The organism is Actinomadura rugatobispora (genome assembly GCF_042656285.1).
Lineage (GTDB): Bacteria > Actinomycetota > Actinomycetes > Streptosporangiales > Streptosporangiaceae > Spirillospora > Spirillospora rugatobispora.
Genome location: NZ_JBHSON010000013.1, coordinates 135467 through 156031 on the forward strand (window position 1 = coordinate 135467; position 20565 = coordinate 156031).

Sequence of the window (20565 nt, forward strand, 5' to 3'; positions counted from 1 at the left end):
TTGGCCGTCCAGCTTGTATCTTCGGTCTCCCATCGCCCTTCAGGGAGAGCGCCGTGCACGCGTGGGACGAGCTGTACATCGGCGGTACCTGGGTCCCCTCGACCGGCCCCGGCCGCATCGAGGTCGAGAACCCCGCCACCGAGCGCACCGTCGGGCGGGTTCCCGACGGCACGCCCGCCGACATGGAGCGGGCCGTGGACGCCGCCCGCGACGCGTTCGACACCGGCCCCTGGCCGCGCATGACCCCGGACGATCGCGCCGCCGCGCTGGAGGACATGGCGGACGCGCTCACCGCCCGCGCCGGCGAACTGGCCGTAACGATCACGATGGAGACCGGCCTGCCGATCACCATCGTCGAGCTCGCGCACGCCCGCCCCGCGATCGCCGCCCTGCGCCACTACGCGCGGCTGGTCAGGACCACCGCCTTCGAGGAGGATCGTCCCGGCGCGCGCTCGCCGTTCCGGCTGCGCCGGCTCCCGTCCGGCGTGGTCGCCGCGATCGTGCCGTGGAACATCCCGGTGCTGGGCGCCTGCGCCAAGATCGGCCCGGCGCTGGCCGCCGGCTGCGCCGTCGTGCTCAAACCGTCTCCCGAGACCCCGCTGAGCGCCTTCCTGCTCGCGGAGGCCGCGCACGAGGCGCGGCTGCCGCCCGGCGTGCTGAACCTCGTCCCCGGCGGGCGGGAGGCGGGCGCCGCGCTGGTCGCCCACCCCGGCGTCGACAAGGTCACCTTCACCGGCAGCACCGCCGTCGGCAAGCGGATCGCCGCCGTCTGCGCGGAGCGGATGAAGCGCTACTCGCTCGAACTGGGCGGCAACGCCGCCACGATCGTGCTGGACGACGCCCCGGCCGAGCGCGTCGCGGCCGGGGCGGTCGCGATGGGGCTGATCAACAACAACGGCGAGGCGTGCATCGTGCAGGGCCGGATCCTGGTGCCGCGGGCCCGCGAGAAGGAGCTGGCCGGCGCGATCGCGGCCGCCGCCGGCGCCATCCCGGTGGGCGACCCCGCCGACCCGCGCACTCTGCTCGGCCCGATGATCACGAGGACGCACCGCGATCGGGTCCTCGGCTACGTCGCCTCCGGGATCGCCGAGGGCGCCGAGCTGGTGCACGGCGGGCGCGTCCCCGCCGGGTTCGACCGCGGCTGGTACGTCGAGCCGACCGTGTTCACGGGCGTCCACAACGGCATGCGGATCGCCCGCGAGGAGATCTTCGGCCCGGTGCTCACGGTCATCCCCTACGACGGCGAGGAGGAGGCGGTCGCCATCGCCAACGACACCGAGTACGGGCTGTCCGGCTCGGTCTGGGCCGCCGACCCCGAGCGCGCCGCCGCCGTCGGCACCCGGATCCGAGCCGGATCGATCTTCGTCAACGGAACGCTGCGCCTGGACGCCGACGCGCCCTTCGGCGGCTTCAAGGAATCCGGGATCGGCCGCGAGGGCGGCCCGGAGGCACTGGCCGAGTACCTGGAACCCCAGGTCATGTTCCTCCCGGCGGGAGAGGGCCGGGCCCCGGGCCCGGCCCTCTCCGGCGACCTCACCTGACCCGCTTCAGCCCGTGGTCAGGTCCCGGCGGCGGAAGCCGGTCAGTCCGGCGGCGCCGAGTGCCAGGACGGCCGCCGTCAGCCACAGCAGGGGCGTCGCGGTCACGTCCGCTCCGGGCAGCTTGGGGATGTGGGTGAACGGCGAGATGTCCATGAGCCACTGGTCGGCCTGGAGGGCGCCGCCGAACAGCATCAGCACGGCGGCGACGGCGAGCGCACCCCAGCCGGCCGAGGAGAAGCGGGGCAGCAGCCCGAAGAACGCGACCGTCACCGCCGCGATCAGCCACACGGCCGGGAGCTGTGCCAGGGCCGCGCCGACGAGCTTGGGCACCTGGCCGCCCACGTCGCCCTCGTCGATGCCGTGGGTCAGGCCCGTCGCGAGGCCGCCGACCAGCAGTGCCGCGGCGGATCCGAGCAGCGCGAAGGCCAGGTGGGAGGCCGCCCACCGGATCCGGCCCAGGGGCGTGGCCAGGAGCGGTTCGGCGCGCAGCGCGGTCTCCTCCGTGCGCAGCCGCAGCGTCGCCGACACCGCGTACCCCGCCGCGAGGAGCCCGGTCATGCCCATGATCGAGGAGAAATATATGTCGACGATGCCGCCCGACCCGCCGATCAGGTCGAAGATCTCCTTGAGGTCGGGGTTCTCCTCCAGCATCTGCTCCACGCCGCCCGCGACGCCGCCGAACACCATGCCGAGGGCGGCGAATCCGGCGAGCCAGGCGAGCAGCGGCCGGCTGTGCAGCCGCCAGGCGAGGGAGAACGGGCCGCGCAGTCCGGGCGACGCGGCCGCCGGGCCCGGCTTGGGCGGCACGAGCCCGGCGCCGACGTCGCGGCGTGCCGACAGCATCCCGGCCGCCACCACCAGGACGAGCGTCAGCGCCAGGGGGAGCGCCGCCACCCACCACCGCTCGTCGCCGAAGGCGCCCAGCCTGGTGCCCCAGCCGAGCGGGGACAGCCAGGACAGCCACGACAGGCCGTTGCCGGCGCCGCCGACGTCGGCGGCCAGCCGGACCACGAACGACGCGCCCAGAACGGTGACGGCGATGCCGCGCGCGGCCCCGGCGCCCTCGGAGATCTGCGCGGCCACTCCGGCGACGCCCGCGAACACCCAGCCCGCCAGCGCGAACTGCAGGCCGAGGGCGAGCGCGCCGCCGAAGCCCAGGTCCTGCCCGGTCATGCCGAGGGTGAGGATCACCCCGATCAGCGCGCTCGCGACGAAGGTGACCAGCAGGGCGGCGGCCAGCGCGGCGCCGCGGCCGAGGACGGTGGCGCCGAGCAGCTCGCGCCGTCCCGCCTCCTCCTCGGTGCGGGTGTGCCGGATGACGGTCAGCGCGCAGATCAGCGCGATCATCACCGGGATGAACCCGGACCGCTGGCCGACGATCCCGCCGATGCCGGTGTCGTGCAGCGGTCCGTACAGCGCCAGGAACGTGGGGTTGTTCCCGGTGGTGCGGGCGTAGCTGAGCTGTTCGGCGGCGGTGGGGTAGAGCTCCTTGGACGCGACCACGAAGTTGAGCGGCATGACGGCCAGGAACAGGATCCAGATCGGCAGCAGGAAGCGGTCGCGGCGCAGGATCAGCCGGACCATGCCGCCGGTTCCGACGAGCGCGGTCATTTCACGGCCCCTTCCGGCACCTCGTCCTTGTAGTGGCGCAGGAACAGCTCCTCCAGCGTCGGCGGCTGGCTGACCAGGCTGCGGACGCCGGTGTCGGTGAGCTGCCGCAGCACCGCGTCCAGGCGGGCGGTGTCGACCTCGCAGCGCACCCGGTTGCCCTCGACGACCAGGTCGTGCACGCCGGGCAGGTCGGTGATCCCGTTGGGCGGGGCGGCCAGTTCGGCCTGGATGGAGGTGCGGGTCAGGTGCCGCAGCTCGGCCAGCGTCCCGCTCTCGACCGAGAAGCCGTTGCGGATGATGGTGACGCGGTCGCAGAGGGCCTCGACCTCGCTGAGGATGTGGCTGGAGAGCAGGACGGTGCGTCCGCTCTGCTTCTCCTCGCGGATGCACTCCTGGAAGACCTCCTCCATGAGGGGGTCCAGGCCCGAGGTGGGCTCGTCCAGGATGAGGAGTTCGGCGTCGGAGGCCAGGGCGGCGACGAGGCCGACCTTCTGGCGGTTGCCCTTGGAGTAGGTGCGGCCCTTCTTCTTGGGGTCGAGCTCGAAACGTTCCAGCAGATCGGCGCGGCGGCGGGGGTCGAGCCCGCCGCGCATGCGCCCGAGCAGGTCGATGACCTCGCCGCCGGAGAGGTTGGGCCACAGGGTGACGTCGCCGGGGACGTAGGCCAGCCGTCGGTGGAGGCGGGTGGCGTCGCGCCAGGGGTTGCCGCCCAAAAGGGTGGCGCTGCCGGCGTCGGGGCGCAGCAGGCCGAGCAGGACGCGGATGGTGGTGGACTTGCCCGCGCCGTTCGGGCCGAGGAAGCCGTGCACCTCTCCGGCGCGGACGGTCAGGTTGAGGCCGTCCAGCGCGCGGGTGCGGCCGAAGGTCTTGACCAGGCCGGTGACGGCTATGGGTGTGTCACTGGATGTGAGGGAAGGCATGGCGAACACCTCGTCTGGGGGGTGGATTCGTTTTCGGGCACGCGACCGCCGCCCCGTTCGCGTTTCGAGGGAGCTGGGGCGGTGCGGTCGCGCACCGGGACAGGAGGTGTGGCGGAGTCAGGCCCGCCGGTGCCCGCGGGGCGGATCGGAGTCGGCCTTGCGCGCGGCCGCGTCCGTGGTGGAGATGCGGCCCGAGACCGTGCCGTCCACGACCTCCGGGGCCCCGGCCGCCGGGTGGCGGGCCCGCGCACCGGACGCGCGTGCGCAGCGCGTGCGCGAGCTAGGCATCGCCGTCTCCGGACGCGCCGTTCCCGGTGGAGTGGCGGTCGCGCATCTCGGCGAGTGCGGCCTTGCCCTTCTGGACGAGGTCGTCGTCCACCACGTTGTCGGTGTAGACGTCCATCATGGCCATGCCCAGGCGGGGGTAGCCCTCCATGGTGAGGGTGTTGGCGCCCAGGGCCCGGGACAGGTGCTCGTGCAGCACGATCGAGCCGAAGGTCATCGCGACCATGGCCGCGGAGTAGGCGTGCAGGTCGGAGGTCCGGGGCTTGCTCAGCCCCAGACCCGGGTCCTCGAACATCGCCTTGGTGACGGCCACCGCCTCGTCGAACAGCTGCGCCGCGCCGGGGGAGCCGTCGACCAGGGCGCGGGCGAGGTAGCGCTGGATGGGCAGGCCGGTCTGCATCGCCAACGCGATGAACCCTGGATCGCCCATTCCTCCCTTGAGCGACTCCTGCTTGGTGGTGCGGAGGGCTTCCATGGCGTACTCGTCGCACGCCTCGCGCAGCTTCTCCTTGGACCCGAAGTGGTGCTGGACGAGACCGGGGGACACGCCCGCCGCGGCGGCGACACCGCGGATCGTGGTGCCGCGCACCCCGTGCGTCGCGAACTGGTCGAGCGCGGCGTCCCGGATCCTTGCCCGGGCCGTCAGGTCCTGGTCGCGCGCCGCCTCGTCGGGTGTGGCCGGGCCGGTCGTGCCGGGCTCTTCGCCCCCCGCCATGGTGCCGCTCCTCGCTTCGCGCGGACCGGTGCGCGGCCGTTCGCGACCGGCCCGCCCCGCGCTCTCCAATACAAGCGTTCAGTTTCCAATACAGTTGTATACCCACCTGGGCGCGGGCGGCAACCGGGGCGGCGGGACCAGTGTGCTAAGACTTCGTTAAGATCGCTCCCGTCGAAGAAAGCGCAGGTCAGGCCCGGCTTCGCGGCGAGCCGAGCCGGGCGTGGCCGCGGACCTCGGCGGCGACGGTCGCCCAGGCGTGCTCGGGCAGGTCGTGGCCGACCCCGGGCAGGACGACCAGGCGGGAGCCGGGGACGGCGGCGGCGATGCGGCGTGCGGCGGAAGGGCGGATGAGCGGGTCGTCCTCGCCGTGCAGTACCAGCGTCGGGGTGCGCAGCGCGGAGATGGGCGGGCCGTGCCACCGGGCGCCGATCTGGCGGCTCTGCGCGCGCTGGTCGCGGATGCCGGGATCGGCGGAGCGCTCGATGCCCGCCCGCGCGGCCTCCTCGTCGAAGGGGCGGGCCGGGGAGGCGAGGATGCGGGCGACGGCGACGCCGGCCTCGACGTCCCCTTCCGGGGTGTCGGGGAACTTCAGGCGGGCCAGCTTGGCCAGCGTGCCGAGGCGGATGTGGCGCAGCGTCCTCAGCCCCGCCAGGTCGCCGGGCACCGCGGAGGACGAGGTGAGGGTGCGGACCCGGCCGGGATGGCGGAGCGCCAGGCGCTGCGCGGCGGCGCCGCCCAGCGAGGCCCCGAGCAGGTGCGCCGACTCCCAGCCGAGCGCGTCCATGACGGCGATCGCGTCGTCGGCCATGTCCTCGGCGGTGTAGGCCTCGCCGCGCCCGTGGAGGAGCGCGTCGATCGGGCCGCGGGACGCGGTGTCCGGCAGGTGGGTGGACTCGCCCGCGTCGCGCTGGTCGAAGCGCGCCACCGCGAAGCCGTGCGCGGCCAGCGCGGCGCAGAAGCCGTCCGGCCACCACCTGCGGGACGCCCCCAGCCCCATGAGCAGGAGCAGTGGCTCCCCGTCCCGGGGGCTGTCCAGCAGCCGGTCGTAGGCGATCCGGACGCCTTTGTTGTCGGCCCAGCGGACGGGGCTCCAGACCTTCGGCGGTGCGGTCACGGCCGGCCTCCAATACTGCGATCGTCGTTCGCAGTTTCTAGGATAGGGGATCCGTCATGAGGAAGGACAGGTGGCCCGTGCCCGACGAACCGGGGACCGTCGACAGAGGAACGGTCTGGGACCGTCCCGAACGGGGCTCGCGCGGCCCCGCCCCCGAGCGCAGCCGCGCCCAGCTCACCGCGGTGGCCGTCGCGCTGGCCGACGCCGAGGGCCTCGCCGCGGTGTCGATGCGCAGGGTCGCCGGGGAGATGGGCACCGGCCCGGCGACCCTGTACCGGTACGTGCGCGGGCGCGACGACCTCGTCGACCTGATGATCGACGCCGCCGCCGGAGAGATCGACGTGACCGCCCCGCTGACCGGCGACCCCGTCGAGGACCTGGTCGCCCTCGCCCTGCAGATCAGGCGGGTGAACCTGCGGCACCCGTGGATGCTCGACCTGCCCCCGGAACCCGAACGCCTCGGCCCGCGGGCCATCGACTACCTCGAGTACGGGCTGCGCGCCCTGGAGCCCGCGGAGTCGATGAACGGCCAGGCCAAGCTGGAGACCATCGCACTGATGAGCGGGATGGTGTCGCTGTTCGCCCGCACCGAGATCCAGGAGCGGCGCTCGCCCACCGAGCGGCAGGCCGCCTTCGCCGCCCATTTCGCGCACGTCATCGCCGAGGGACGCCACCCGCTGCTGGCCGGGCATCTCGCGAACCAGGCGCCGGGCGGGCTCGAGGAGCCGGCGGCCCTGTTCGAACGCCTCGTCCGGCGGGTGCTCACCGGCCTCATCGCCACCGGCTGAGCGGCCCGCCCGCCCGGTTCAGCGCACCAGGGCCAGCAGCATCGCGCCCAGGAAGCCCGCCATGAGCACGCCCTGCACGACGATCGCGGGCGCCGACGCGGCGAGGCGGACCGGCACGGGCCTGCGCCCGCCCCCCGGCATCCGCCGCAGCCGCTCGAGGTCGGCGTCGAAGCCCGGGCTGCGCAGCAGCAGCCCGTTGCGCGGCGCGGCCAAGCTGATCCGGGCGCCGTCGCGCTCCTCGACCTGGACGGAGCGCCCGAAGAGGCTTCGCGTCACGACCAGGGCGTCGACCCGTTCCCACGGCGTCTCGGCGGCGCGCCCGACCAGCCGGTTGCTCAGGCCGTCCGGCCACGCCTCGGTGAGCCCGCCGCACAGGATCAGCGCGCTGCGCAGCAGGGCCCCGCTCAGGCCCAGCCCGACCAGCAGGAGTGTGGAGGAGGGCATCCACGCGCCCGCGCACACCAGCGCGGGCCCGGCCAACGCCGGCGGCACGGCGAGCAGGACGTGGCGCCCCCGCGGCCGCAGCCGCAACGCCGGACCGCCGCCGGTCCTCGGGCTCGCCGGACCCGCCGGGCTTGTCGGGCTCGTCGTCATGCGCCACATGGTGAAGGGCGTGTGCCCGCCGCACAATACGCTCGCGCGGCCTACTCCGGTAGCGCTCCGGTGCCGATCCGGTCGAGCACGGCGGTGTAGAGGCCGCGGCGGTCGGGACGGGCGCGCCCGGCCGCGTGCCGCAGCGCGCGGGCGGCGGGCGTCCCGTACCGCACCAGCCCGTCGGCGGCGGCACGGCGGACGGTGGGACGGGGATGGGAGAGCAGCCCGACCAGCGCCGGGATCGCCGGCAGCCACGCCGCGTACGACACGCTCCTGATCGCCGAGCGGACGATGTCGGGCCGCGGATCGTCCAGCAGCCGGCACGTCTGCTCCAGGTAGGCCGGGGCGTCCAAAACGCGGCGGGAGATGCGGTGGGCGTGCAGCCGGATCCGCGCCTCCCGGTGACCGATCGCCTCGGCGAGCAGCTCCTCCAGCTCCGGATCGCGGTGGCCGCCGCCCCGCTCGTCGTGCCGCTCGGCGAGGACGGTCAGCGCCCGGCGGGCCTGCTCGGTGGTGCCGGTGCGGGCGAGGCCGAGCAGCGCCTCCCGGGACGGGCCCCGGCCTCCGTCCGCGTCGGCGGGCGGCGGGGTGCGGGTGCGGAGCGCGGCCAGCGTCTCGCCGTCCCGGCGTGCGGCGGCGGGGTCGCGGAGCGGGCCGTCGACCAGGTCGATCCGGTCGGCCAGGTCGTCGCGTCCCTCGGCGCGCAGCCGTTCGCGAGCCCGCTCCAGGGCCGGGGTGCGCAGGAGCGGACGGCCTGCGAGGAGGTCGAGCACGCCCCACGCGCCGGAGTCGAGCCGTCCGGCGAGGGCCTCGGCCAGCAGGTCGGGGTCGGCCCGGCGCAGCGCCTGCCCGGCCGGCGTGCGGGTGGCGGGGGCGCCGTGCTCCCACCAGCGCAGCAGCAGCGGGACCAGCCGGGCCAGGGTGTCGGGCTCCAGGTGGGCGGCGACGCGGGCGGCCCGTTCCGCGACGGTGTCGTCCACGGGGTCCTGCGGCCCGGTCCCGCTCAGTACGGAGGGCAGAGCGGGCGCGAGGGCGGCGGTGTTCGCCGGGTCGATCCGGCCGTCCAGGAACGCGCGCAGGACGGTGCGGCGTACGCCGGGCTCCGGCCAGCCCACGAGCGTGCGCGCGGCGGCCTCGCGCCGCTCCCGCGCGGGGTCGTCGAGCATCGCCAGCAGCCGCTCGCGCTGCGCGGCCGAGCGGGGCTGGTCCAGATCGGAGGAACGCGGCGCGCGGGCGTCCGCGACGGGGCGGCCGGCCTCTTCGGCGAGGGTCCAGGCCGGCGCGCCGAGCGGCTGGAGCTCCAGCATCCAGTTCAGGAGGGCGTCGCGGACGGCGGCGCCGGCGTCCGCGTAGACGGCGGCCAGCGCCGCGAGCCGGTGCCGCGAGCCGACCGGACGCTCCGGGAGAGGGGCCGCGTCGCGGAAACGCCGGAGCGCCTCGGGCGTGCGTGCCGCGTCCTCCAGCCGCTTGCTCCATTCGCGTTCGGCGGGCGCGGACGATGCCTCGGTGAGACCGGGGATGAATGCCTCGCGCAGGACCGTTTCCTCGGCCGACCCGGGATCGGGATCGCGTCCTGCCGCGTCCAGAGCGTGTCCCAGGTCGGCGCGGGTCAGAACGGCACCGCAGGCGCGCAGCAGGCTCAGCAGCGACCGGCCGCCGACGGCTTCCAGTGGAAGCGCCCGGAGGCGGGCGGCGATCGCAAGAGCCTCGGCCGCTGCCAGCCGTGGCACCGCCTCCCCGAGCACGGCGACCAGGCCCTTGCGGTCGGCGCCGTCGAGCCGGGCCAGCCCGGAGGTCAGGACCGCCGCCGAACGCGCGAACAGCTCCAGCTCCCGATCGTCCCAGGGCGGCGGGCACAGCCGCAGCGTGAAGCGCAGGACCGGACCCGGATCGCGGTCGGCCCCGGCCAGCTCCAACCAGCGGTCGAGCAGCGGCCGCAGCCCTTTCAGCGACTGCCAGACCGGAAACCCGTCGTGGCCGTCGTGCCGGACGAGCAGGCGCGCCATCTTCGCGTCCCAGCCGAGGCTTTCCAGGGCCTTGATGGCGGCGATCGCGTCGGCGCCGGGCGAGGGGGCGTGGCGCGGTGGGCGGAGGCCGTGCTCGGCCATCGGCTCCGCCAGGTCCGCCACCGTGCCGGAGGCCAGGGCAACCCGCCCGTCCGCGACGAGCGACAGGAGCGTCCGGCCGGACGGGGACCCCTGCGCGGCGAGCGCGGCGATCGCGCGGGCGGGGAGCCGCCGGTCCAGGCGGCGCAGCAGCAGCTCGCGGGTGCGCTCGTCACCGGCGCGGTCGGCCGCCGCGACGAGCGCGGCCGCGAATCCGTCGCCGAGAACGGCCCGCAGCGCGCGGTCGAGCGCGTCCCGCAGCCCGGGGTTGTCGTGGCGGCCGAGCCAGGACAGCAGGGCGGGCACCGCCTCCGGCGCGCCCGCGCGGGCCAGCGCCTCGGCCGCGGCCTTCTTCACGTTCATGACGGGGTGGTCCAGGCACGCGGCGAGTGCGGGCGCGGCCCCGCGGGCGCGGGCGTGGCCGAGAGCGAGCACCGCCTGCCGCACGGTCTGCGCGTCCCCGGCGGATGTCAGCGCGATCAGGCCGGCCGACAGCGCCCGCGCGTCCGTCCCGTCGGCGTCCTGGGCGAGCAGGGCGATCGCCTGCTTGCGGACGTGCCGGTCGCGGTCGCGCAGCAGCGGGTGCACGCGGGCGCGGACGCCGCCGTACGACGGGACGCGCCGCAGCATCTCCAGCAGGATCGCGCGCTCGGAGGGTTCGAGCCCGCCGTCGTCGAGCAGGTCGAGGGCCATGGTCGCGGCGAGTGCGTCGCCCGCCTCCCGGGGGCCGGGCGCGTCGAGCAGGCAGCGCGGCCGGATCCGTCCCCGTGCGTGGAGTCGTCCGCCCAGGTCGCGGATCGCGGCGAGGACCTCGTCCGGGACCTGCGGCACGACCGTCCCCGGCGCGTCCGCGTCCGGCGCCCGCGACGCCGCGAGATCGGACACCACCCGCAGCAGCAGGTCCGCGACGGCCGGGACCGTGCCCGCGTCGCCGTTGCGGGCCAGCACGCACAGCGCCGCGGCCGGTTCGTCCGGGTCCAGCCCGGCGCGCAGCAGCTCCAGCTCGCGCGGGTCGGGACCACCGAGGTCGGACAGGATCCGCCGGGGAAGGTCGCGCGGGTCAAGCCGTGCCAGCAGCGCGTGCCGCTCCCCGGCGTCGGCGGTGAGATGCCACAGCAGCTCAAGGGCCCGGTGGCGGACGGCCCGCAGGTGCGGGGCGATGCCCGTGCCGTCCGGTTCCAGACCCAGGCCCTCCCGGAGCGCCGCGGCCGCCGCCTCCGCGCCGACGGCTTCGAGAGCGTCCAGCGCGGCGGCGGGGAAGCGGGGCAGCAGCGCCAGGACGGCCCGCTCGGCCGGGACGTGGCGCAGCGCCCGGATCGCCCGCAGGAACGGCACCGGGTCGGCCGCCGCGGGCAGCAGCCGGGAGATCGTCTCGCCGATCGGCAGGTTGCCGGTGCCCTGGGCGGCCAGCGCCACCAGCAGCTCCAGGCGCCGCGGCCAGTCGTCCGGCCCCGGCTCCGAACCGTCCGGCGCCGTGCGGGTGAGCTCCCGCAGCGTCTCCGCGCGGCAGGTGAAGAGGAGCGTCGCCACCTCGTCCGCGGGTACCGAGTGGTCGGCCAGCGCCAGGCCCAGGATCGCGGGCACGTGCTCGCCGGACGGAAAGTGGCCGCGCCGGTGCAGGCCCAGCAGGCAGGCGATCCCGGCCCCGGCGAGCAGCAGCGGGTCGGCGGCGGCGATGCCCGCCAGCGCGGCGACGTCTTCGCGCCGGGCCGGTCCGCCCGCCAGTTCGAGCGCCCGGCGGCGCAGGACCGGCGGACGGTCCGCGTCGGCGGCCACGTCCAGGAGCAGGTCCAGGTGCCCGTGGCGGGCCGCCGCCTCGACCGCCGCGCCGGATGCCGCCGCGTCCGATGCGAAGGAGGACGAGTCGAGGAGGCGCCGGAGCGGGCCGTGGGGGATCGGGTCCAGGGCCGCCCAGGGCTCGGCCAGCTCCCGCAGCGCGCCCTCCGCCGCCGGGCCGGAACCGCCGTGCGCGGCGATCTCCAGCAGGAACGCCCTCGTCTTTGAGGGGGCGAGCAGGGCCGCCCGGACGGCCTCGCGCGTGATCCGCAGGGCCTCCGCGCGCAGCGCCGCGTCGCGACGCTCCAGCAGCACGCGGACCAGTTGCTCCGGCTCGTCCACGTCCGTCGCCCGCAACCCGTGAACGGCCTGGTAGAGCGGTTCGCCCGCGGGTTCGCCCGCGACGTTCGCGGGCCGTGCGGCGATCTCGGCGCGCAGCCAGGCGATCCGTACCGGCACGGGCAGATCGGTCTCCCGCCACCGGGGCCACGGCCGGTCCCGGAGGTGGCGCCGCAGCAGGAGGTGGAGGCGCGCCAGCGCGAGGGCGGCCTCGGGCGGCGCGTCCGCGGGCAGCGAGCGGGGGAGCGTCCGGGCGTGCGCGGCGGCGTCCTCGCCGTCCGCGCCGGCGGCATCGAGCCGTTCGGCGAGCCGCGGGAGGTCGTCGGGCGAGGTCATGGCGGCGGGCGTCCGTCAGCCGCCGCTGCGCGAACCGCTGCCGAAGCCCGCCCGGGCCGTGGTCCCGGAGCGTGTGGTGATCGTGCCGCTCGCGGGCGCGGTGAGCTCTCCGCCGGAGACGTAGCCGGAGCGGTGGCGGCCGCCGTAGTACCAGAAGTAGCTGTACCGCGAGCTCGACGCACCGGGCGAACCGGCGGAGGGAGGCGTGGAGTCGGAGCCGAGATCGTCGTCGTCGCACAGGTCGTCGTCCACGACCCGGTAGCCCTGGTCGGGCTCCTCGTCCGGGACCCCGCCCTTGGGACTCCGCACGCAGTAGGCGGTCACCTCGTCGTCATCGTCATCGTCGTCGTCCGAGGGGGACGCGGTCGGCTCCGGTGTGGTCGGCGTCGCCGGGCTGGACGGCGTCGCCAGGCCGGAGGCGGACGGCGTGGTGTCCGAGGAGCAGCCCGCCACGACCAGCGAGAGCACGCTCACCATGCCGACCTGGACCGCCCGCGAACTCAGCCGGCGCCCGGGCTGCGGTGGGATCATCCGCCCGTCCCTTCATCGACTGCGGAAGATCATGCCAGAGAGGAGGGGAGGGCAGGGGGTCAGCCGATGGTCCGCCATTGCTGTTCGATGGCCATCGCGCGGCTGCGCCAGCCGTCCGGGGTCAGGAGCAGGCGGTGGTGGTAGAGGCCGCCGCCCCGGATGAGCCCTGGGGCGTCCGCTCTGACCAGGTCCCGCGAGGGGGAGAGGGTGTCGGAGAACGGCGCCCGGGCCGTGGCCGTGAGGCCGTCGTCCTCGTCCGGGCCGAAGGCGATCGAGGGGACGCCGAGCAGGTGCTGGCGGCCCGGCCAGGCGGGCAGCGTCTCGGCGAGCCAGGCCTTCACCTCCTCCCGGGCGCCCCTGGGGCCGCCGGGGGCGGAGAGGTCGAGCTCGGCGCCTTCCGTGAAGACGGTGTCCAGCAGGTCCCAGTCGCCGTCGTCGACGGCGCGCGCGTACCGGACCAGCAGCTCACCGATCTCGGCGCGATGGAGCGGTTCCCGGTCGGGCATCGGCCACCTCCAGGCTTCTCAAGCAAGCGTTAGGTTACACGTCGCCCGCCGGAAGGGCGGTTCATCCCGATTTGCATAGGCTACTTATATGAGTTACTGATATAAGAGTCTTATGGAACAGTCGCCGTCGTTCGACGAGCTGGAGCTCGCGGCAGCGCTGGGCCGGGTCTCCTCACTGATGAGGGCGCTGGCCCTGCCCCGCGACCTGTCGATGACCACGCTCTCGGTGCTGGCCAACGTGGAGCGGTTCGGCCCTCGCCGGATCACCGAGCTGGCCGGTGACGAGGGCGTCACCCAGCCGGCCATGACCCAGCTGGTCTCCCGGCTGGAACGGCTCGGCCTGGCCGAGCGGCACAGCGAGCCCGGCGACCGCCGGGCCGTGGTGGTGCGCGTCACCGGCGCCGGACGGGCCGAGCTGGCCCGCCGCCGCCAGGTCCAGGCCAAGCGCCTGGCCGAGCTGCTGGCCGAGCTGCCCGCCGCCGACCGCGCCGCCATCGCGGCCGCGCTGCCGGCCCTCAACCGGCTCACCGGCCGCGGCCTGGAGGCCGCGAGGCCGGACGACGACGCCCCGACCCACCGGAGCGATGGATGACCAACTCCCGAACCGGCCGCCGAGCGGGCGACCCGACCGGAACCGGAACCGGGACCGCGGCGGCGCCGCCCGCCGCGGCGCCGAGCCAGAACCCCTTCCGCCAGCCCAAGGCGGTCTGGGCGGTCGCGTTCGCCTGCGTGATCTCGTTCATGGGCATCGGCCTGGTGGACCCGATCCTGCCCGCGATCTCCGATGACCTGCACGCCTCGCCGAGCCAGGTGACCCTGCTGTTCACCAGCTACCTGGTGGTGATGGCGGTGGCGATGCTGGTCACCGGCTGGGTGTCCAGCCGGATCGGGGCCAAGCGCACGCTGATCGCCGGGCTGGTGCTGATCGTGGTGTTCAGCGCGCTGGCCGGGACCTCCGGCAGCGTCGAGGGCATCATCGGCTTCCGCGCGGGCTGGGGCCTGGGCAACGCCCTGTTCGTCGCCACCTCGCTCGCCGTCATCGTCGCCTCCGCCAGCGGCGGGTTCGGCGGCGCCATCATCCTGTACGAGGCGGCGCTGGGCCTCGGCATCGCGGTGGGCCCGCTGCTGGGCGGCGTGCTGGGCGACATCAGCTGGCGCGGCCCGTTCTTCGGCGTCGCCGTCCTGATGGCCCTGGCGCTCGCCGCCACGATCACGCTGGTCCGGCCGCAGCCCGCGCCCGCGCGCCGGACCTCGCTGGCCGACCCGCTCAGGGCGCTGCGCCACCGCGGCCTGCTGATCATGAGCCTGACCGCGCTCTGCTACAACTGGGGCTTCTTCACCGTGCTCGGCTACGCCCCGTTCCCGATGGAACTGGACGCCCTCCGGCTCGGCCTGGTCTTCACCGGCTGGGGGCTGCTCGTCGCGGTGTTCTCGGTGTTCGGCGCGCCGTGGCTGCAACGCAGGTTCGGCCTCGCCCGCACCCTGTACGGCACCCTGGCGCTGTTCGCCGTGGACGTCCTGGTCATCGCGCTGTTCGTGGACTCCAGGCCGGTGCTGATCACGGCCGTGATCGTGGCCGGGGCGTTCATCGGCGTGAACAACACGGTGACCACGCAGGCGGTGATGATGGTGGCGCCGGTCGAGCGCCCGGTCGCCTCGGCCGCCTACGGGTTCGTCCGCTTCATCGGCGGCGGGCTGGCGCCCTACGCCGCCGGGCGGCTGGCCGAGCACTTCAACGTGCACGTGCCGTTCGCCGTCGGGGCCGCCGCGATCCTGGCCGGCGTCGCCATCCTGGCCACCGGCCACCGCGACCTCGGCCGGGCCGAGCGCGCCCAGGCCGAGCTCGACGGGCGGGCCGGCCACGGCGACCCGGACGCGAAGGTGTCCGAGGCCGCCGAGGCGAGCGGCGGCTCCTCCTCCTGACCCGGCGTCAGCGGGCTTCGAGGAGCCCGGCGACCGGGCGGGTGGCCCCGTACCGCACGGGCACGGCGGTGAGGAGCGCGACGGCCGCGAGCGTCACCGGCACCGTGGCCGCCAGCGCGAGCACCGGGACCTCGGTCCGGCTCGTGGAACCGGCGGCGATCCGGGCGGCGGCGTACACCAGCAGGCCCAGCGGGACCCCGCCCACCGCCGCGACCGCCGCGGGGACCAGCTGGGCGGCGGCCAGCCCGGCGGTGACCTGCCGCGGCGTCGCCCCCAGTGCCCGGGTGAGCGCCGCGGCGCGCAGGTTGTCCAGCGAGGTCGTCCAGGCGGTGAGCACCGCGTTGACGGCCGCGAGCGCGACCATGGCCAGCGACAGCACCAGCACGATCTGGCTCACCCGCTCGGTCACCGGGTTGCCCGCGCCCGGCACGAAGTCGGGGCCGAGGAGCACGGTGTTCCTGCGCGCCACGTCGCGGCTCATGACCAGGGCGGCCACGACCATCGCGACGGTGACCGCCATGCTCAGCCCGGCCAGCACCGTGCGGCGCGGCCGACGCGCGGCGATCCGCGTGCCGATCAGCAGCGGCACGGGCAGCCCGGAGGCCGCGGCGGCCAGCCGGGAGCGCCGGCCCGGGCCGCGCACCGGATCGGCCAGCGCCCGCACCGTGCTGATCCGGGCGCCGCGCAGCGCCGGTACCGCCGTCGCCGCCGCGGTGACCCCCACCGCCACGGCCAGGACCGCCAGCGCGGTCCCGGGGGTGGGCGCGGGCGTGCCGGCGTCCAGCAGGCCGGTGATCGGCCCGGTCAGCAGCGGGGCCGCGGCCCAGCCGCCCAGGACACCGACCGCGGTGGCCGCGACCGCCACCGCCAGATGCTCGGCCAGCAGCACGGCCGCGACCAGCGCGGGCGTGGCGCCCGCGACCTTCAGCAGGCCCACCCGCCGGCCCTGCTCGGCCAGCCGCCCGCCGACCAGCAGCGCGACGCTCATCGCCGCCAGCAGCGCCAGCGCCCAGGCGCCGATCAGCAGCGCGCCGTTGGCCCGCCGCAGCTCCGCGGTCGCGTACGCGCCCATGTCCTGCCAGGACCGCACGCCCTGGTGGCGGGCGGCGAAGGCGGGCGCCGAGGCGGGATCGTCCAGCCGCAGCGGCATCGTGTACCGCCGCGGGCCGGGCGCGGCGGACGGCAGCCGCGCCGCGTCGCCGCGGGTCACCCACACCAGCCCGGGGGTGGACGACGGGTACGGCACCCGCCCGGTGCCGATCGCGATCCCCGCGACGGTGAAACCGCGCCCCGCGATCGTCACCCGATCGCCTGGCCGCACCTCCAGCGCCTCCGCGAACGCGCGCTCGACCACCGCCGTACCGGGACGCAGCCAGCGGCCGTCGGTGACCAGCGGGCGGTCGAGCGAGGCGGGCGCCGTGTCGCGGCCGTGCACGACCGCGTTGACCGTGACGTCCCGCACCCGCAGGGCGCCGCTCACCGTCGGATAAGGGCGCCCGGCGGCGGCCACGCCCGGCTCCCTCGCCAGCGCGGCCAGCGTCCGGGCGTCGCCGATCGCCACCGCGTCCGGTCCGGCGGTGGCGGCCCGGGTGCGGTCCCACGGCTCGCCGGCCACGTTTCCCACCAGCAGGCCCAGCGTCAGCGTCGTGGTCGTCGCGGCGATCGCCACCAGCAGCAGCGCCGCCTGCGCCGGCCGCCTGCGCAGGTCGCGCAGCGTCAGCCGCAGCACCGTGCCGATCGCCGGGGCGCCGCGCTCCCCTCGGGCCATCAGAGGTCCAGCCCGGCGAGCGCGGCGGATCCGGCGGCGGGACGGCCGAGGACGGTCTCGTCGGTGAACGCGCCGTCCCGCATCGTGATCAACCGGTCGGCGGTCCCGGCGACCCGCGAGTCATGGGTGACGATGACCACGGTGCGGCCCTCGGCGCGCAGCGCGCCGAACAGCCGCAGCACGTCGGTCGCGGCGGCGCTGTCGAGGTTGCCGGTCGGCTCGTCGGCCAGCAGCAGGCCGGGGTCGTTCACCAGCGCCCGCGCCACCGCGACCCGCTGCCGCTGCCCGCCCGACAGCCGCCCCGGGAGCTGCCCGACGCGGTCGGCCAGGCCCACCCGCTCCAGCAGGTCCTCGGCCCGCCGCCGCGCCGCCCGCCGGGACGTCCCGGCCAGCAGCGCGGGCAGCTCCACGTTCTCCCGCGCGGTCAGCTCGTCGACCAGATGGAAGGCCTGGAACACGAACCCGATCCCGCGCCGCCGGACCCGCGCCGCCGCCGTCTCCGACAGCCCGTCCAGCCGCCGGCCGGCCAGCCACACCTCGCCGCCGTCGGGACGGTCGAGCCCGCCGAGCAGGTGCAGCAGGGTGGACTTGCCGCTGCCGCTCGCGCCGACGATGCCCACCGTCTCGCCCGGCGCGACCGCCAGGTCGACATCGTCGACCGCGCGCACCAGGGACGGCCCGCTCCCGTAGTGCCTGCGCAGGCCACGCGCCCACAGGGTGTACTCCACGTCCTCAATCCCCTCTCGCCGACCAGTGCGCGGCGCACGACTCCAGCCAGGTCAGGTCGGCGCGCAGCCGCAGCACGGCCCCCTCCAGCAGCAGCGCCGCGTCCGAGCCCGCGGGCTGCTCCAGCGCGGCCCGCTGCGCCTCGGCCAGCCGCCGCAGCAGCTCGCGGCGCTGCGCGTCGGCCAGCGCCACCGGATCGGCCAGCCTCGACACCGCCGCGGCCACCAGCTTCAGGTGGAACTCCGCGGGCGCGGGACGGCTCCAGCTCACATCGGCCAGCCAGCCCGCCACCCGGTCCCGGCCCGCCGCGGTCAGCTCGTAGACCTTGCGGTCGGGCCGGTCGGCCTGCACCGCCGGCCGCGACTCCACCAGACCCGCCTTCTCCAGGCGCCGCAGCGTCACGTACACCTGGCCGGCGTTGAGCTCCTCGCCCAGCGGGCCGAGGGCCTCCCGCAGCCGGGCGCGCAACCCGTACCCGTGCGAGGGCTCCTTGGCCAGCAGCGCGAGCACCACGTCCTGCACGGCGCCCACCTCCCTGACGACAGGGCCATAGCTAACCGTTATCCATGGCGCCGGTCAAGCGGAACGGCCGGGAACCGTGCCCGGGCCGGCGGGGGCGGACCAGCCCGTTTTCTCCCGTTATTGTCATTCTCATACAGGCGGGACGACGCGACTTCGATCCGTGGGACAATCCGGGCGCCGGCCCGCCGGGACCGAGGCTGACGTGCGCGTTCTGTCAGAGGCACGCGAGATGATGAGCCCATGACCGAGACCCCAGCCCGTACCGAGATCGTCGACCAGGCGGCCTACGCCGACGCCGTGGAGACCGCCGTCGTCTCCGCCGCCGCCTACTACGGCGAGGGTGACTCCGCGCTCGACGACGACGCCTACGACCGCCTGGTGCGGGGCATCGCCGCCTACGAGGCCGAGCATCCCGAGCACGTCCTGCCGGACTCGCCGACCGGCAAGGTCGCCGGGGGAGCGGTGGTCGGCGACGTGCCGCACACCGTGCCGATGCTGAGCCTCGACAACGTCTTCTCCGCCGAGGGCCTGGAGGGCTGGGTCGCCGGTCTGGAGCGCCGGCTCGACCGCCCCGTCGCGGTCTGGAGCGTGGAGCCCAAGCTGGACGGCCTGGCGATCTCCGCCCGCTACCGCGACGGGCGCCTGGTCCAGCTGGTGACCCGCGGCGACGGCGCCGCCGGCGAGGACGTCTCGCACGGCATCGGCATGGTCGCGGGGCTGCCCGCGCGGCTGGCCGAGCCGGTCACGGTGGAGCTGCGCGGCGAGGTGCTGATGACCCACGCCCAGTTCGAGGACGCCAACGCCGCCCGCACCGGCGCGGGGCACCCGGCCTTCGCCAACCCGCGCAGCGCCGCGGCGGGCTCGCTGCGCGCCCGCGACCGCGAATACCAGGTGGAGATGACCTTCTTCGCCTACGGCGCGCTCCCGCTCGAGGGCACCGCCCCCGAGCTGGCCGGGCGGCTGGGCGAGCTGCCGCACAGCGAGATCATGACGCAGATCGCCGGGTGGGGCGCGCTGACCACCGCCTCCACCCCGGTCGCCGGCGTCACCCGCACCGAGGTCGCCGAGATCCAGCAGCGGGTGGAGCAGATCGCGGGGCTGCGGGCCGAGCTGGAGTTCGGCATCGACGGGATCGTGATCAAGGCCGATCTGGCCGCCGACCAGCGCGAGGCCGGCAACTCCTCGCGCGCGCCGCGGTGGGCGATCGCCTACAAGCTCCCGGCCACCGAGAAGATCACCAGGCTGGTCGGGGTGGAGTGGAACGTCGGCCGCACCGGCATCATCGCGCCGCGCGCGGTGCTGGAGCCGGTCGAGGTCGACGGCTCGGTGATCACCTACGCCACCCTGCACAACGCGGGCGACATCGCCCGCCGCGATCTGAAGATCGGCGACCATGTCACCGTCTACAAGGCCGGCGACGTGATCCCGCGGGTGGAGGCGCCGGTCGCGCACCTGCGCACCGGCGAGGAGACGCCGATCCCGATCCCCGAGACCTGCCCGCGCTGCGGCGACGCCATCGACGACTCCCAGAAGCGCTGGCGCTGCGTGCGCGGCCGGGCCTGCCACGCGATCGCCTCGGTCCGCTACGCCGTGGGCCGCGACCAGCTCGACATCGAGGGCCTGGGCGAGAACCGCATCGACCAGATGGTGGCCGCGGGCCTGATCACCGACTTCGCCGACCTGTTCACGCTGCAGCGCGAGCCGCTGCTGGAGCTGGAGCGGATGGGCGAGACCAGCACCGACAACCTGCTGGCCGCCATCGAGGCCGCCAAGGCCAAGCCGCTCAACAAGGTCTTCTGCGCCCTCGGGGTGCGCGGCACCGGACGGTCCATGTCCCGCCGCATCGCCCGCCACTTCGCCACCATGGACAACATCCGCGCCGCCGACGCCGAGGCCTTCCAGGAGGTCGACGGCATCGGCCCGGAGAAGGCGCCCGTCCTGGTCGAGGAGATCGCCGAGCTGGCCCCCCTCATCGACAAGCTGGTCGCCGCCGGCGTCACCATGACCGAGCCCGGCGCCACGCCCCCCGCCCCCCGCTCCCAGGACGGGCAGGGCGAGGACGGCGACGCGGGCGAGTCCGGGGAGGCCGCCGACGAGGGCCCGCTGGCCGGGCTGTCGATCGTGGTCACCGGCTCGATGAGCGGCCCGCTGGCCGACCTGTCCCGCAACGAGGTGAACGAGCTGATCGAACGCGCCGGCGGCCGCGCCTCCTCCTCGGTCTCGGCCCGCACGAGCCTGCTGGTCGCGGGCGAGAAGGCCGGCTCCAAGAAGGCCAAGGCCGACAAGCTCGGCATCGAGGTCACCACCCCCGAGGAGTTCGCCACCCGCGTCGCCGACTACCTCTAGAAGACTGCTGAAGATCTTGTTAGAGGGGCTGTCCGGCCGTGGGCCGGACAGCCCCTCTGTGGTCATGCGTTGGCCGAGGACAGATGCCAGGTGCTGTTGGTCCGGGTGAGTCCGAGGTT

17 protein-coding genes are annotated in these 20565 nt (G+C 75.5%); 5 read left to right on the top strand and 12 right to left on the bottom strand.

Annotation, left to right across the window (positions count from 1 at the left end; all coding sequences use genetic code 11):
• Window positions 1-53 precede the first annotated feature (53 nt).
• Window positions 54-1541, top strand: coding sequence for an aldehyde dehydrogenase (locus ACFPZN_RS12230; RefSeq protein WP_378282001.1), 1488 nt, complete (start codon window positions 54-56; stop codon window positions 1539-1541).
• A 6-nt stretch (window positions 1542-1547) separates the two neighbouring features.
• Here the strand turns inward: ACFPZN_RS12230 and ACFPZN_RS12235 are convergent, their stop codons facing one another.
• From ACFPZN_RS12235 to ACFPZN_RS12255, 5 genes are all read right to left on the bottom strand, one after another.
• Complete coding sequence (locus tag ACFPZN_RS12235; RefSeq protein WP_378282002.1) at window positions 1548-3152, bottom strand: ABC transporter permease; 1605 nt, start codon at window positions 3150-3152, stop codon at window positions 1548-1550.
• The gene (locus ACFPZN_RS12240) at window positions 3149-4072 is read right to left on the bottom strand and encodes an ABC transporter ATP-binding protein (protein WP_378282003.1); all 924 of its coding nucleotides are present in this window, start codon (window positions 4070-4072) and stop codon (window positions 3149-3151) included. The genes ACFPZN_RS12235 and ACFPZN_RS12240 overlap by 4 nt, the downstream gene beginning before the upstream one ends.
• A gap of 117 nt (window positions 4073-4189) precedes the next feature.
• Entirely contained in the window at window positions 4190-4360 is a 171-nt protein-coding gene (locus ACFPZN_RS12245) for a hypothetical protein (RefSeq protein ID WP_378282004.1), read from the bottom strand.
• On the bottom strand, window positions 4353-5072 hold the full coding sequence (locus ACFPZN_RS12250; RefSeq protein ID WP_378282005.1) for a TetR/AcrR family transcriptional regulator: 720 nt from the start codon (window positions 5070-5072) through the stop codon (window positions 4353-4355). The genes ACFPZN_RS12245 and ACFPZN_RS12250 overlap by 8 nt, the downstream gene beginning before the upstream one ends.
• A 187-nt stretch (window positions 5073-5259) precedes the next feature.
• Complete coding sequence (locus tag ACFPZN_RS12255) at window positions 5260-6186, bottom strand: alpha/beta fold hydrolase (protein WP_378282006.1); 927 nt, start codon at window positions 6184-6186, stop codon at window positions 5260-5262.
• Window positions 6187-6242: 56 nt separating this feature from the next.
• Here ACFPZN_RS12255 and ACFPZN_RS12260 point away from each other — a divergent pair, with 56 nt between their 5' ends.
• Window positions 6243-6974 carry a TetR/AcrR family transcriptional regulator gene (locus tag ACFPZN_RS12260; RefSeq protein WP_378282007.1) on the top strand — a complete coding sequence of 244 codons (732 nt, stop codon included), beginning with the start codon at window positions 6243-6245 and terminating at the stop codon, window positions 6972-6974.
• A gap of 18 nt (window positions 6975-6992) precedes the next feature.
• Here the strand turns inward: ACFPZN_RS12260 and ACFPZN_RS12265 are convergent, their stop codons facing one another.
• From ACFPZN_RS12265 to ACFPZN_RS12280, 4 genes are read right to left on the bottom strand one after another with little or no spacing between them, the layout of a single operon-like run.
• Window positions 6993-7568, bottom strand: a complete 576-nt coding sequence (locus ACFPZN_RS12265; protein ID WP_378282008.1) for a hypothetical protein — start codon at window positions 7566-7568, stop codon at window positions 6993-6995.
• 50 nt (window positions 7569-7618) lie between these two features.
• Window positions 7619-12124, bottom strand: coding sequence for a HEAT repeat domain-containing protein (locus ACFPZN_RS12270; protein WP_378282009.1), 4506 nt, complete (start codon window positions 12122-12124; stop codon window positions 7619-7621).
• A 15-nt stretch (window positions 12125-12139) separates the two neighbouring features.
• A complete protein-coding gene (locus ACFPZN_RS12275; RefSeq protein WP_378282010.1) occupies window positions 12140-12655 on the bottom strand; it encodes a hypothetical protein in 516 nt (171 codons plus the stop codon).
• A 59-nt stretch (window positions 12656-12714) separates the two neighbouring features.
• Entirely contained in the window at window positions 12715-13161 is a 447-nt protein-coding gene (locus tag ACFPZN_RS12280) for a nuclear transport factor 2 family protein (protein WP_378282011.1), read from the bottom strand.
• A gap of 112 nt (window positions 13162-13273) precedes the next feature.
• Between ACFPZN_RS12280 and ACFPZN_RS12285 the strand changes: the two genes are divergently transcribed.
• Both ACFPZN_RS12285 and ACFPZN_RS12290 read left to right on the top strand, forming a co-directional pair.
• Complete coding sequence (locus ACFPZN_RS12285; protein WP_378282012.1) at window positions 13274-13753, top strand: MarR family winged helix-turn-helix transcriptional regulator; 480 nt, start codon at window positions 13274-13276, stop codon at window positions 13751-13753.
• Window positions 13750-15084: an MFS transporter gene (locus ACFPZN_RS12290; protein ID WP_378282013.1), complete on the top strand. Its 1335-nt coding sequence runs from the start codon at window positions 13750-13752 to the stop codon at window positions 15082-15084. Before ACFPZN_RS12285 ends, ACFPZN_RS12290 begins: the two co-directional genes overlap by 4 nt.
• A gap of 7 nt (window positions 15085-15091) precedes the next feature.
• Here ACFPZN_RS12290 and ACFPZN_RS12295 read toward each other — a convergent pair whose 3' ends face one another.
• Genes ACFPZN_RS12295 through ACFPZN_RS12305 form a run of 3 tightly spaced genes read right to left on the bottom strand, consistent with a single transcriptional unit; the run spans window position 15092 to window position 18109 of the window.
• Window positions 15092-16852 (bottom strand): FtsX-like permease family protein, encoded by a 1761-nt coding sequence (locus tag ACFPZN_RS12295; RefSeq protein WP_378282014.1) that lies wholly within the window; start codon window positions 16850-16852, stop codon window positions 15092-15094.
• Window positions 16852-17580 (bottom strand): ABC transporter ATP-binding protein, encoded by a 729-nt coding sequence (locus ACFPZN_RS12300; protein WP_378282015.1) that lies wholly within the window; start codon window positions 17578-17580, stop codon window positions 16852-16854. The genes ACFPZN_RS12295 and ACFPZN_RS12300 overlap by 1 nt, the downstream gene beginning before the upstream one ends.
• A gap of 4 nt (window positions 17581-17584) precedes the next feature.
• Window positions 17585-18109, bottom strand: coding sequence for a PadR family transcriptional regulator (locus tag ACFPZN_RS12305; RefSeq protein ID WP_378282016.1), 525 nt, complete (start codon window positions 18107-18109; stop codon window positions 17585-17587).
• A gap of 231 nt (window positions 18110-18340) precedes the next feature.
• On the opposite strand from ACFPZN_RS12305, the gene ligA reads away from it, so the two are divergent.
• Window positions 18341-20446, top strand: coding sequence for an NAD-dependent DNA ligase LigA (ligA, locus tag ACFPZN_RS12310; protein WP_378282017.1), 2106 nt, complete (start codon window positions 18341-18343; stop codon window positions 20444-20446).
• Window positions 20447-20565: the final 119 nt, after the last annotated feature.